The sequence below is a fragment of the Okeania hirsuta genome (assembly GCF_003838195.1).
GTDB lineage: Bacteria > Cyanobacteriota > Cyanobacteriia > Cyanobacteriales > Microcoleaceae > Okeania > Okeania hirsuta.
In genome coordinates this window covers 1-11,961 of sequence record NZ_RCBY01000211.1, presented here as the reverse complement: position 1 = coordinate 11,961, position 11,961 = coordinate 1, and the positions used below count along the sequence as shown (strand labels likewise).

Below are 11,961 nucleotides of genomic sequence, written 5' to 3'. Positions count from 1 at the left end.
AATTTTGAACACCGTGTAGACGGTGGGGTATTAAACCCACAAAGAAAATGATAAAAGTTGTATCATCAGAAATCTTATCCATATTGCTAAAGTTAGTTAACAAAAAGTATAGGGTTATAATATAGTATCTGGCAACAATTAATTAGCTCTGTCTTTTTTCAATAAGTTGTGCGGAAGCAGTAAAATTAATTATTCTATTTATAGCAGTTTTCACAAAAGTAGACTACAGAAATTTGACTAATATTGCTGCTATTTTTTATGAGCAGGGAAAAGTCGATGTAGCTGAAGCTTGTTATCAAGCTGTTGTTGATTTAATTCCTACTTCTGCTGATCCTGATATAAATTTGGGTTTTCTGTTAAGTCAACAGGAAAAACATGAGGAAGTAATTGAATGTTATAACGCTGCATTAAAGCAGGATAAAAATTCTGTTAATGCTATGGCAGGTTTAGCATAAATTTTAGGGAAAAAATCTGAGTGGGAAGCAGCAATAAAGCTATATCAGAAAATTCTTAAACATAATTCTAATTCTGCTGATACTTATGCGCAACTAGGAATAGCTTTACGAGAAATAGGTAAATCTGAAGAAGCGATCGCTCAATTTCAAAAAGCTATAAATATTAATCATAGACATATTGAAGCTTATGCTCATCTGGGTTTAGCTTTGCAAGATGTAGGTAAAAAGTCTGAAGCTGAGTCTATTTTTGACTGCTCAGAATTAGTAGCTAAATACCAGTTTGCCAATGTAGAAGGATGGGAGAATTTTGCAGCTTATAATAGTGACTTGAAAAATTACATTGTTCGACATCCTACTCTTTTAAAAGACCGACCAGGTAAACCAATAAATAGAGGTAGTCAAACTTACGAAATTTTTACAGATAATACTTCCGTAATGGCAGAACTGAAGCAAAAAATTAATCATTACCTCTTTAATTATTTTAGTCGTTTCACTGCTAACTCTAATGATCAATTTTTCCATAATTTACCCTCAGACTGGAAGCTCAGTGATTGGGCGGTTATTTTAGAGTCAGAAGGATTTCAAAACTCTCATATTCATCCTGAAAGTTATTGTAGTGGCGTTTATTATATTCAAGTTCCGAATAGTATAAAAGAAAATCATCATGGCTCTGGTTACTTAAATTTTGGTACTTCTTTTCCCTGAGAATTGGATATGGCAAAAAAAGAGAAATATACGATTCAAGCAGAAGCAGGATTATTAGTAATTTTTCCTTGTTATTTTTGGCACTCTACTATTCCATTTACTGGAGATAGGGAACGAATTTGTATTTCATTTAATTTGATTCCTCTAGATAGGTAGATCAAGAAAAATATGAGGTTTGGGAAAACACTTCATCTTTTAGGTAGAGGCGAGTTTAAATATAAATCAATTTTCCTCATGTCTCAAATAAAATAATTATGGGTCTGGTTATTGAAATTTTCCTACTTCCTTTCCCTCAGAGTAAGACATGAAAAATCAACAGAAATATCTGATTCAGTCAGAAGCAGGATTATTAGTAATTTTTCCTGGTTATTTTTGGCGCTCTACTATTCCATTTACTAGAGATAGAGACCGAATTTATATTTCATTTAGTTGAATTCCTTGAGATGGAAAAATCTCAATATTTGGCAAAATACTAATCATCTATTAAGTAGGGGCGAGTTTAAGAAATCAATTTTTCCTTATCCTCTCTAACAACATAATTCTGGAGTAGGTTACTGAAATTTTCCTACTTCTTTTTCCTGAGAGTAAGACATGAAAAATCAACAGAAATATCAGTGCAGACTAGAAGTAGGATAATCAGTAATTTTTCCTTGTTATTTCTGGCACTCTACTATTCCATTTACTGAAGATAGTGACCAAATTTGTATTTCATTTAATTTGGAAATAAATAAAGAGGGAAAGTCTCCCTGAGAATAAGTGCCTTGTGCCTTAGAAGCAGAACCTCTGGACTCTATCTAAATTAAAACTTCGATCAGCTAAGGCGATAGCTTGACTTTCCTACTTCCTTTTGGTTAAGACTCTTGATATACTCTTTTTTAGTTAAGATGGAGAAATGTCGTGGATTTATCGCTAATTCCAGCCCAACCAGAACCAGGACTAATAAATGTCCTGATAGAAATTCCCGCAGGAAGTAAAAATAAATACGAGTTTGATAAAGATTTACAAGCCTTTGCCCTTGACCGAGTACTTTATTCTTCCGTACAATATCCTTACGATTATGGTTTTGTCCCTAACACCCTAGCAGATGATGGAGACCCCCTTGATGGAATGGTAATTATGGATGAGCCAACATTTCCAGGATGCGTTATTGCAGCAAGACCCATCGGAATGTTAGAGATGATTGATGGAGGGGACAGAGATGAAAAAATCCTCTGTGTACCAGACAAAGACCCACGCTACACTGAGGTTAAATCTCTCCAAGATGTAGCACCTCATCGATTAGAAGAAATAGCAGAATTTTTTAGAACCTACAAAAATTTACAAAAAAAGGTGACAGAAATACTTGGTTGGAAAGATGTTGAGCATGTAATGCCATTAGTAGAAAAATTCGTTAAAGCGGCAAGCAAATAATATTTATTCCAGTATTTTTTGGAATTACAGAAAATTTAGCGGTAGGTTTTCTAGAGATTTTACTCAAATGAAAACCTACCTCTATTTTTTAAAAAGACCTGTTAACTTTTTAAAAATCCTGAACTTATGGCAAAGGAAGAAGGAAGAAGTAAGAAGGAAGAAGTAGGAAAAAAAGAAGGCTTTAGTTATCTATGAGAGAAGGCTTAAATTTCCTATAGACATTAATGCTCTTGTTTACACGCTCTGCAAGGACACGATATGAGTGAGTTTTTTCTAGGTCAATGCTCCACAAACAGGATTTACCAATATCCTAACTAATTAACATAGTGCTATAAAAATAGAAAAACCTTCTGTCCTCAGCACAAGTGCGTTCTGCTACAAGGTATTAAAATCATAAATTTGAGTTTACTAAAAATTAGTTAGTTCTATTTCAATTTTTCTAAATTTTCTAGAGTAGTCAAATAAATTTATTTGTTGGTTTACAACAAAGAATACCCAGCATACTCAATCTCTGCTGCATACTTATGTGCCACCATATCAACTAATTCAGAATCATAATATTTCCAATAATCTTCTCGATTTGATTTATTACGGACAGGGAGCTGAAAGTTTTCTAATTCTAATATTTGGGATACTTTTCTAAAGTCGTTCTCAAGAGATTCAAAACCCATAACAAAATTAACTTCAGGCTTGCTTGACTGTAAACCATGAGTATTTAGATAGTAAAACATTGTTGGGACTTTTCGCAATAAATCAATAAACGTAAGCATTCAGCAGTCAGCTATCAGCTATCAGCTTTATTACCTTTAAAGGATAAAAAAGCAATTTTATCAAAGCTTTAGAGTACGAATCTCTGGTTGAGAATGTAGTATAAATTAAATTAATGCTTGCTTTATTATTCATTAGACATCTCCAATCATCAAAAATAAAATCAATTATCGTACAGCAGTTATCAATTATTTCCCCTTAATCCCTACCCCTACTTCCTCTTTTCTGGAGATGTCTATTAAAAAGTTGATAGCTGACCGCTAATAGCTGAATGCTTACTAATAAACTAATCTCTATTCCACTTTTGAGTTTGACGATGTGGCGAAAAAAAGAAAAAAATCATTCTTTCCCAAGGGTTTCTTATAACGGCAAACTTATAACGAGAATGAAAAAAATCAGGTGACAAAACTTGATAGTAGTCAAGTAAAGACGAGTGTTTATGTATGTTAGGAAAATTTTTATTTCTTACTTCAAATCTCTCTACACCATCTTGCAAAGGGTTAAGGCACAGAATTTCGTCTTCAGAGTAATGCTTTAGAACACTCTGAATTGAATTACCTGCTGTTTTAGGAATGTGAATAAACAAAAACTTTTTTTGTATGGAAAGCATCTTTAAAACTGATGAAGTAAATATTTTTTTTGCTTGTTGCCATCCTTCGATCCATCTTCCCTATTCCCTATTCCCTACTCCCTAATAACTAAAACAAAAAACTATTAGATATATCCAATAATAAAAAGTAAAATCAATTATCGAATATAAATCATCAATTATTTTCCCCTACTCCCTACTCCCTACTCCCTACTCCCTACTCCCTCGACTCTAAAATTTCAGAAAATAAAGCTTCATAACTATTCAAAGCATTTTTAGACCCAAAATTTTCTTCTGCATATTTTCTTCCTTGCTGACCAAGTTGCTGAAGTTTTTCTGGATTTTCATATAACTCTACAATTGCTTGTGCCAAAGCTTGAGAATCTTCTGGAGTAACTACTATTCCACCACCACTTTCATTAACAACTCTGATTGCCGTACCTGTATCTGGAACAGAAGCTACTATTGGACGACCACTAGCAAGAATAACAGGAATTTTTGAAGGTAAATTAAAAGCAGTAACAGTCTTTTTCTGTATTACTAACCCAACATCAGCAGCAGATAACATTTCTGGTAATTTTTCTCGTGGTACTAAAGGGAGCAAAAGTACATTATCTGCTTGATATTTATCACAACACTCTTGTAATTGTTGACGCGCTTTTTCTTCCCCCAAAATTACGAAACAAATTTCCGATTTTTCCTTGAGACTAACAGCAGCTTTAACTACAGTTTCTAATCCTTGAGTTAGAGCAATATTCCCAGAATAAACAACGACAAATTTATCTTGAAGATTATGTTCCTCTCTAAATTGATTATTTTTATTTAGAGGTTTAATAAAATTCAGGTCTACCCAATTAGGAATACAAACAAGTCGGTCTTGAGAAACCCCTTGTTCGACTAAGTTAGTGACAAAATCTTCAGCAATAACGCTAATTTTAGCAGCTTTTAGATAAGCTAATTTTTCTACAGCTTGAGCTATACGTATTATCCAACTATCTTTTTTAACTAACCCAACTCTTACAGCAGCTTCAGAAACAATATCCTGAATATTTAAGACCACAGAAGAATTAGAAAATAATCCATAAAAACTAACTGGTAAAGAAATTAATATAGGAGGAGTCGTTGCAAAAATAACATCAGGTTTCCAACCATTAAAAGCTTGCCAAAGACTAGAAAGAATAAAACTACCATCTAACAATAATCGATCTAAAACCCCTGGTTTAGAACCTTTAATATAGATATAACTACGTTGGACTGTTACACCATTTAGTTCCTCAGTTAAAAAAAACTTTCCTTTATATTCATCATAAATTTTACGTTCAGGATAATTTGGCATACCAGTCACTACACGAACTTGATGACCACGTTTCACAAAACCTTCTGCCAGTTCCGTCATTAAGGGAGCAATGCCAATTGGTTCTGGGTAATAATTATAGGAATAAATAAGAATACGCATAGTTTAACTAATTAGGGTTTGCTGAAAAAGTATGCATGGCAGGGGGAGAAGTTAGGAGTCAGAAGTCAGGAGTCAGGAGTCAGGAGTCAGGAGTCAGTAGAAACGAGGAATGATAGAGGAGGCAGGAGGGAGAATTTTAAGAGTGATTTTTCTGCTCCTGCCTAGAATACTGAGTTTTTAAGCTTTTTGGACTGAAAAGCTGGCACTTTTTTCGACCTAAAAAGGCGAAAATCTTTATCTGTCAGTGCTTTTAGATTTAATCAGCAAGCCATAATTCAGTTAATATTTCGAGCATAACTAAACTAATAGATGTCTCCAGGGAGTAGGTTGTAGGGACGTTACATACAACGTCCGTAGGGAGTAGGCGGAAATAATTAATGAATAAGAGTACGATAATTAATTGGATATTTTTACTATTGGAGTTCTCTCATAGAAGGTAAAAGCCTTATAAATTGCTATTTTAGAATTAGCTATAATCAAAAGGGGTTGACCATATATGTTTCAATCAAAAAACTTAATTTTTAGTTTATTTATTTTCTCGTCTTTAGATATTTTCCAAAACTTCTTGAGGGTAAGTAGGTGTTACGCTCCTGTTGTCGATCTATGCAAAATATCTAATTTAACTAAATAGTTCAATTTTCTTAGTTTATTGATAATAAATATACTTGAAGCTAGTTAAGCTTAATAATTTAAGTTAGAATAATCAGATTTATCCAGAAAAAACTAAACACTAGAAATATATTCAGAATATGTAAGGCTAATACAGATAAAATAGTTAAAGTAAAAGTTAGGACAGATCGAGAAGCTCTAAAACTCAGGCAACGTAATATTTTTTCTTCTTCCTTCTTGCCTCTTCCTTATTCCTTCTTCTATAAAACTTAAATCTATAATCATTTAAACAGATTGAGATGTAAAGCTAATATCTTAGTGGAAAAAAGCTATAGACCGAGAAAGAGAAGGAAAAAGTATAGTATTTTAAATACCCTAATAAGCTCCACCACTTTTCTTAAATAAGATTGCCACAGTCTTAATAATTAACTTTATATCGTACATTAGACTCCAATTTTGTTGATACTTTAAGTCCAACCTAATAATATCTTCAAAATCTTTCACTTGAGAACGACCATTAACTTGCCATTCTCCTGTCATACCAGGTTTCACATCTAAACGTTGCCATTGAGGTACTTCATAACGTTCCACTTCATCAGGAGTAGGGGGTCTAGTTCCCACTAAACTCATATCTCCCTTCAGTACATTCCAAAACTGAGGTAACTCATCCAAACTCTTTCGCCTTAAAAAGTTACCAACTTTAGTAATTCGTGGATCATTTTCATTTTTAAATATTGCACCTTGAGCTTGATTTTTGATTTTACTCTTAAGTTGTTCTGCATTTACACACATAGAGCGAAATTTCCACATTCGGAAATTTTTTCCCATCCAACCACATCGTATTTGACCAAAAAATATCGGACCAGGACTATCAAGCTTAATAAAAATAGCGATGGGAATAAACAAAATACCTGTAATAAATAATCCTACTAAGGCACCAACAATATCAATCAGACGTTTTACCCAAGATTTGACAGAACGATGAGTAACAGGAAGTTGATTTTCTTCTGATTTACTATTGCTTTTGCTTTTAACTTCTGAATGTGGAGATTGTTCGATGATTAAAATTTTGTCTAGTCCAGTTAAACAAAATACTCCCATAACTAGAGAATTAACATCAGATAGTATAAATTCTATATTTTTTTCTCTTGCTATTTTTAAATTTGTGACTAGAGAACCAATTCCACAACTATCTATAAAATTAGTCTTACTAAAATCAATAATAATTTTGGTTATAGTATTTTCTGATTGGAAAAGTTTTTGGCAAGTTGATTTAAATAATTCTGCCTCTGAGACAGTAAAACGAAGAGGCAAATGAACCACGGGAGTTTTATCCCTAAAAGTGACTTGAATATCTGTTTCTGAGGTTTGGCTGACCATGAAATCTTGGTTCCTATTTTTTATGATTATAGTTTTGCTTCTACAAGAGTTTTTTCTGAGGTTTTCTTGGCATAATCAGTTTAAGAATTATGCTCAAACGATCATATAGAAATCACCTTAATGGTTGACCACCCTCTAGATTAATGATTAGCAATTGTTCAATACTAATGTATGAACTTAAGTATATTAATCTCTGTCAACTACCTTCAAGAATAGAAAATATTCAGATGGTATCAGCAGAAACCAAACTGCTTTTTCCGTTAATCTGTTAATCTAGTTATATCGCCATCATAACACCAAAATAACTAGGAGCAATTTGAGTGGGTTTTTACTCAGGGGCGAGTCTAGTTTTGACTATTTTACTACTACCCACCCAAGACTTCCTGTCTAGTTATAGATATTTTCAGAGCGTGAAGTTTCACGACTTCCTTTAACCCTGGCCTTCGCTTTAGCTGCACCGCGTTTGAGAGCTTGAAGCCGTGCTTCATATTTTGCCCTTTGTCGTTTTTTGGGAGTTTGTTCAATTAAAGTTTTCAGAGCGCTGCCCAGACTTTTATAAGCATTGGGAAGAGAGTAACCAAAACGAGTTGCTAAGGCGATCGCCTTATCGTCTGCTTCTATTGCCTCTTTGAGATTACGTTCTCCATTATTCTTCTGATAGAGTCTATACCCAGATACACCACACAAAGCTAAAGCTAGAACTAAAAGTAGACCATCCTGTACCCATAGCTCACCCACAGCACCCCCTAAACCAATAGCAAGGGCAGCCATTTCCCAACCATCCCTGGGAATTGTATCGTTTTGAATTCTGGCCACTTCATGCCAGAATAACAGGTTACGTTGGTCTAATGCTAATTGCTCCCAAAGTGTTAGGTCGATGGATATTTCTATTTGGTCTTTGCCTATTTCTTCGCTGCGAATGAGTGGAGGATTAACTTCAATGGACTTTTCTACCATGACCCAACTTTGTAATTCTGGTGGTAGTAAGCCTTTTAGACGCCTAATTTCACTCATTTCGGCTCTGGCAGTGGCAGTAGCATAAGATGTCATAGTTTGTTTGAGTCCTATAGATTTTTCAACACATAGTTATCCTTTATTTAAATAGTTTACCGTAAGATTTCAAACAGTATGTTTTCTACTCTTGCTTAGGGATATAGGAGTTAGGTGAAAATTCACACTTATTAAGTTACTTAGATTGTGAGTTTTATAGATAGGAATTTGGATTCATATAAATATAAATTATGGTTCTCTTGAAAAAGAAACTTTGTATTTAGGGAGAAAGTTTGCAGATTTGATTATGTTTAGGAGGAATAAAGTTAAATAATTTGAGATGAGATACCTGTCTGAAAAAGCTATCCGGCAACAAGATTTTGAAGATTTATCAGTCTAGTATGATTGAGTAATTACGCTCTAGAGTGTGATGAATAATTCCTGATTTTCAACAGTTGGAATACAAGGCGAGGAGAAAATAAAAAAAGTACAATAGTTGATGAAAGTCTTTACAAATAAGTGTTAAGCATAGTCTTCGACCGTAAAATTTTGATGCCTACTAATAATCTACAGTATTTGATCGTGGTTGAGGGGAAAAAATCAAATAATTTATAGCAATCATATTTCACTTGTAAGATTTTAGTGGTAATTAGGAGTCAGTCCTCAGAAGTCAGAATATAAAAGGATTTTGACCGATCTTATTTGATCGATCTTAATTGTTCTTAAATATCTCATAAATCATTCCTGATTGTTATATTTAGATATCTTTCTGGAAAAGCTATGAGGCAACTAAGAGCTTGAGTTGTATACAGCAGTTTTGGTGAGGAGGTGAGATACATTTTTACTTTACATTAAAATATATTCTCTTTTCTCTGTTTTCTTCTGGATATGTTACCTAATTGTCCATAATTTTGTACTTCTGGAAAGTTGCAGACTACTGTATCTAATCTTTTCAGTAATTAAGATTAATCTACAGTATTTGATTATGCTGAGTCGGAAAAAATTCAAGAATCCAAAATCAGGAGATATCTGTCTGAAAAAGCTATCAGACAACTAAGAGCTTGGAAAAGTTATATATCTCATCTTTTGAGTAATTATGATCTAGTGGTCTGTCAAGATAGTTGTGAGTACTAGCAAATCAAAAAAAGCATTACCCAAAATCTAAAATTACAAAAATATATTCATCATTTCAAATTTGTGCAGATCACTATAGTAAATTAATTTGTGTAATGAATGATTCTTGGTTTTTGACAGTTAACAGACAAGGTAAAAATAAAATCCAAATTAATAGTACAGAGATTTATCAAAGTTTGTATTTAGAAATTAAACAAAGACTATAACTAGATATTTCAGTAGTTCAAGTATTAGAGTGGATGGTGAATACGGTAGTAGTTGCTTATGAAAATTATCAAAGACAACATAATACTAAAATAGCCCAATTAACTACTGGAGCGCTGAATAATTCAAAACGCAGATGGCATGAGTTTATAGTTACTGGATTTTTCGCTAAAGTAGCCATAAATTTTGATTTAGAGTACAAAATACCTCTGATAACTTTCAGACTTTCTAGTTCAAGAGATGAAACTCAACCTGAATTTTTCAGGATTTTTCAAACCAAAGAATTTCAAACAAGTTATCCTCTGGAAAATATTGAAACAATTAAAAAGAATTTTTTTCTCAAGTACTGATTATATTATTTCTGTAATTGAAGATGAGCAGCTTTTCCCGTCAATCCAGCCATACATAGAGCTACAAGCACAGCAACCATAATATTTAGGAGTAGAAATTTATGATTTATTAAAAGGTAGACTTAAGGCTAGAGAAGTAAAAGCTTTTATCTCTGTTAAAGTTAGGAATTATTCAGTTTCATCAATCATCTAGGTTTTAGCTTTGAGAAAATCAGAAATAGGAAACTGAGATGGGAATAATTATATTTTGGATAGAGCAAATTTTGATACTATTTGTGGCGTTTTGTCAATGTCTATAATTACTTAGGTACTTTTACTTATGCAAAATTTGTTTTTTTGAGCTTATTTTAGCTTGCTGCAAATCGCAATATCTAGGATATTTTTAACGTAAATACTGGGTTGTAGCTTTGTTGAAAGGAGGTTATTTTTGTTTTAGATATAAAATTAGCATCATACCTTAATGTTCAGAGTATGATACAAATCCCTGAAACAACGCAAGCTCGTGAAATATTTTGTAATAATTGAGAAAAAAAGGGATTTTTTTGATTTGCACAAACAATCTTAAAGCTTATTTAGATTAGTAAAAGTTATCTATATTCTCTTGGCCTCAAGTTTTGATTTAAAGGTAGTTTGCGATCGCTTAAAGTAAGAAAAAATTGATAGATTGTCAGGACTTACGCAAATACACTATATGTAGCATATGCTAATCTATGCGATTGCTGACGCAAAGCTCCGCTAACGCTACAATATCTAGCATGGAAATGTTTTTTATTCATTACTGTATCGTCAAAAATCAAATATCCATCCCTAGTAGTTTCAATTTCTTCTTTGACATTTTTCCATATTTTTTCTAGTTTAAAATCTGTGAATGAGATGAAAATTGTCTCTGACTTAAGTCATCAGCAAGAATTAGTGACTATAGAAAATTATTACCTCATATCTAAGTCAAATAAAATCGGTAAATTCAGAAAACCTCCACAGAGGATTTTTGTCAGTCAGTGGTAAATTTTGACAAGAGAAAAAGACTATTAAATAAGTTAATCTTTTAAATCACTATCAATGAGAACTGCAATAAAGAGTGCAGGTTCTTTACCATTATTTATCCATGCGTGATTAGTGCCTCGTTGAACAACAACATCAAATGGTTTTAACCGAACTTCATCATCATCTAGTAATAGAGTCACATCTCCTTTTAGTAAAATAATATAATCTATTGTTTTTGTTTTATGCATTGTAGGATGTCGAGTTGTATCAACTCTGTCTTGAGATGCACCTATTTTGGCAAAACCTTCAGCTACTAACTCCTCAAGCTTTTCCTTTGGCACTCCTTCTGGAATAGGATTTATCGCAAAATACCTAAATTTGCTTCCTCCTTTTGAAGGAGACAAAAGTATATCAGTATCAGCTCTATCAATTTCATCAAAAGTATCTATTTGATTTCCATCAGTGTTCCATATTTCAAATAGTCCTCCAACTTCCTCGCCTATCGATTTTGCTGGGGGTCCGTCAATCATTATGATTGATTTACCATCAGCATTATGTCCTGTAACAATTCTTCTCAATCCTTCCATAACTTTTCCTTTTAATAATTAATAACTCAAAGATTTACCGAGATATATTATACCCAAGGAAGTAATCAATTTTGTCAAAATTATCGGCATTTTTTTCTGGCAAAATTTCTCGATAAAATGAGAATTACTTCCTATTTCTTCCCTCAACCAAAATTACTGGAGTTGCCAAATTATCTCCTTAGCTGCCAGTCTCAGAAAATTAGTAAATTCACTAAACTATCAGCAATTATTTTTATGATGTAGTAAATTTTGCCCAAATTATCTGTGACAAAATTTGTGGATGAAATGAGAATTATCTTCTATTTCTCCCCTCAATCAAAATTACTGGAGTTGCCAAATT

General features: G+C 32.9%; 11 protein-coding genes and 1 pseudogene. 6 read left to right on the top strand and 6 right to left on the bottom strand.

Annotation, left to right across the window (positions count from 1 at the left end; all coding sequences use genetic code 11):
• The first annotated feature begins 233 nt into the window (after positions 1 to 233).
• From D5R40_RS25185 to D5R40_RS25165, 4 genes and pseudogenes are all read left to right on the top strand, one after another.
• A complete protein-coding gene (locus D5R40_RS25185; protein WP_161564714.1) occupies positions 234 to 455 on the top strand; it encodes a tetratricopeptide repeat protein in 222 nt (73 codons plus the stop codon).
• Positions 456 to 1,316, top strand: a pseudogene (locus D5R40_RS25180) (putative 2OG-Fe(II) oxygenase).
• A gap of 148 nt (positions 1,317 to 1,464) precedes the next feature.
• A complete protein-coding gene (locus D5R40_RS25170) occupies positions 1,465 to 1,593 on the top strand; it encodes a putative 2OG-Fe(II) oxygenase (RefSeq protein WP_124147305.1) in 129 nt (42 codons plus the stop codon).
• A gap of 464 nt (positions 1,594 to 2,057) precedes the next feature.
• Complete coding sequence (locus D5R40_RS25165; protein WP_124147304.1) at positions 2,058 to 2,570, top strand: inorganic diphosphatase; 513 nt, start codon at positions 2,058 to 2,060, stop codon at positions 2,568 to 2,570.
• A gap of 479 nt (positions 2,571 to 3,049) precedes the next feature.
• Here D5R40_RS25165 and D5R40_RS25160 read toward each other — a convergent pair whose 3' ends face one another.
• The 3 genes from D5R40_RS25160 to D5R40_RS25150 form a co-directional block, all read right to left on the bottom strand.
• Complete coding sequence (locus tag D5R40_RS25160) at positions 3,050 to 3,301, bottom strand: hypothetical protein (protein WP_124147303.1); 252 nt, start codon at positions 3,299 to 3,301, stop codon at positions 3,050 to 3,052.
• A 323-nt stretch (positions 3,302 to 3,624) separates the two neighbouring features.
• Entirely contained in the window at positions 3,625 to 3,948 is a 324-nt protein-coding gene (locus D5R40_RS25155; RefSeq protein WP_124155403.1) for a sulfotransferase family 2 domain-containing protein, read from the bottom strand.
• Between the two features lie 196 nt (positions 3,949 to 4,144).
• Positions 4,145 to 5,383, bottom strand: a complete 1,239-nt coding sequence (locus D5R40_RS25150) for a glycosyltransferase family 4 protein (protein WP_124155402.1) — start codon at positions 5,381 to 5,383, stop codon at positions 4,145 to 4,147.
• Between the two features lie 18 nt (positions 5,384 to 5,401).
• On the opposite strand from D5R40_RS25150, the gene D5R40_RS36025 reads away from it, so the two are divergent.
• Complete coding sequence (locus D5R40_RS36025; protein WP_161565066.1) at positions 5,402 to 5,548, top strand: hypothetical protein; 147 nt, start codon at positions 5,402 to 5,404, stop codon at positions 5,546 to 5,548.
• 819 nt (positions 5,549 to 6,367) lie between these two features.
• Here D5R40_RS36025 and D5R40_RS25145 read toward each other — a convergent pair.
• Together D5R40_RS25145 and D5R40_RS25140 are read right to left on the bottom strand one after the other, a co-directional pair.
• Positions 6,368 to 7,372 carry an exopolysaccharide biosynthesis polyprenyl glycosylphosphotransferase gene (locus tag D5R40_RS25145; protein WP_124155401.1) on the bottom strand — a complete coding sequence of 335 codons (1,005 nt, stop codon included), beginning with the start codon at positions 7,370 to 7,372 and terminating at the stop codon, positions 6,368 to 6,370.
• Between the two features lie 387 nt (positions 7,373 to 7,759).
• Positions 7,760 to 8,422, bottom strand: a complete 663-nt coding sequence (locus D5R40_RS25140; RefSeq protein WP_124147509.1) for a DUF3318 domain-containing protein — start codon at positions 8,420 to 8,422, stop codon at positions 7,760 to 7,762.
• A gap of 1,313 nt (positions 8,423 to 9,735) precedes the next feature.
• Between D5R40_RS25140 and D5R40_RS25135 the strand changes: the two genes are divergently transcribed.
• Positions 9,736 to 10,050 carry a hypothetical protein gene (locus tag D5R40_RS25135; RefSeq protein WP_124147510.1) on the top strand — a complete coding sequence of 105 codons (315 nt, stop codon included), beginning with the start codon at positions 9,736 to 9,738 and terminating at the stop codon, positions 10,048 to 10,050.
• Positions 10,051 to 11,087: 1,037 nt separating this feature from the next.
• Here the strand turns inward: D5R40_RS25135 and D5R40_RS25130 are convergent.
• Positions 11,088 to 11,621: a cupin domain-containing protein gene (locus D5R40_RS25130; RefSeq protein WP_205127551.1), complete on the bottom strand. Its 534-nt coding sequence runs from the start codon at positions 11,619 to 11,621 to the stop codon at positions 11,088 to 11,090.
• Between the last annotated feature and the right edge of the window lie 340 nt (positions 11,622 to 11,961).

Excerpts from the sequence above, each read along its gene's own strand:
- D5R40_RS25160 (WP_124147303.1), bottom strand. The coding sequence starts at position 3,301 with ATGTTTTACTATCTAAATACTCATGGTTTACAGTCAAGCAAGCCTGAA.
- D5R40_RS25130 (WP_205127551.1), bottom strand. The coding sequence starts at position 11,621 with ATGGAAGGATTGAGAAGAATTGTTACAGGACATAATGCTGATGGTAAA.
- D5R40_RS25150 (WP_124155402.1), bottom strand. The coding sequence starts at position 5,383 with ATGCGTATTCTTATTTATTCCTATAATTATTACCCAGAACCAATTGGC.
- D5R40_RS25135 (WP_124147510.1), top strand. The coding sequence starts at position 9,736 with ATGGTGAATACGGTAGTAGTTGCTTATGAAAATTATCAAAGACAACAT.
- D5R40_RS25155 (WP_124155403.1), bottom strand. The coding sequence starts at position 3,948 with ATGCTTTCCATACAAAAAAAGTTTTTGTTTATTCACATTCCTAAAACA.
- D5R40_RS25145 (WP_124155401.1), bottom strand. The coding sequence starts at position 7,372 with ATGGTCAGCCAAACCTCAGAAACAGATATTCAAGTCACTTTTAGGGAT.
- D5R40_RS25140 (WP_124147509.1), bottom strand. The coding sequence starts at position 8,422 with ATGACATCTTATGCTACTGCCACTGCCAGAGCCGAAATGAGTGAAATT.
- D5R40_RS25170 (WP_124147305.1), top strand. The coding sequence starts at position 1,465 with ATGAAAAATCAACAGAAATATCTGATTCAGTCAGAAGCAGGATTATTA.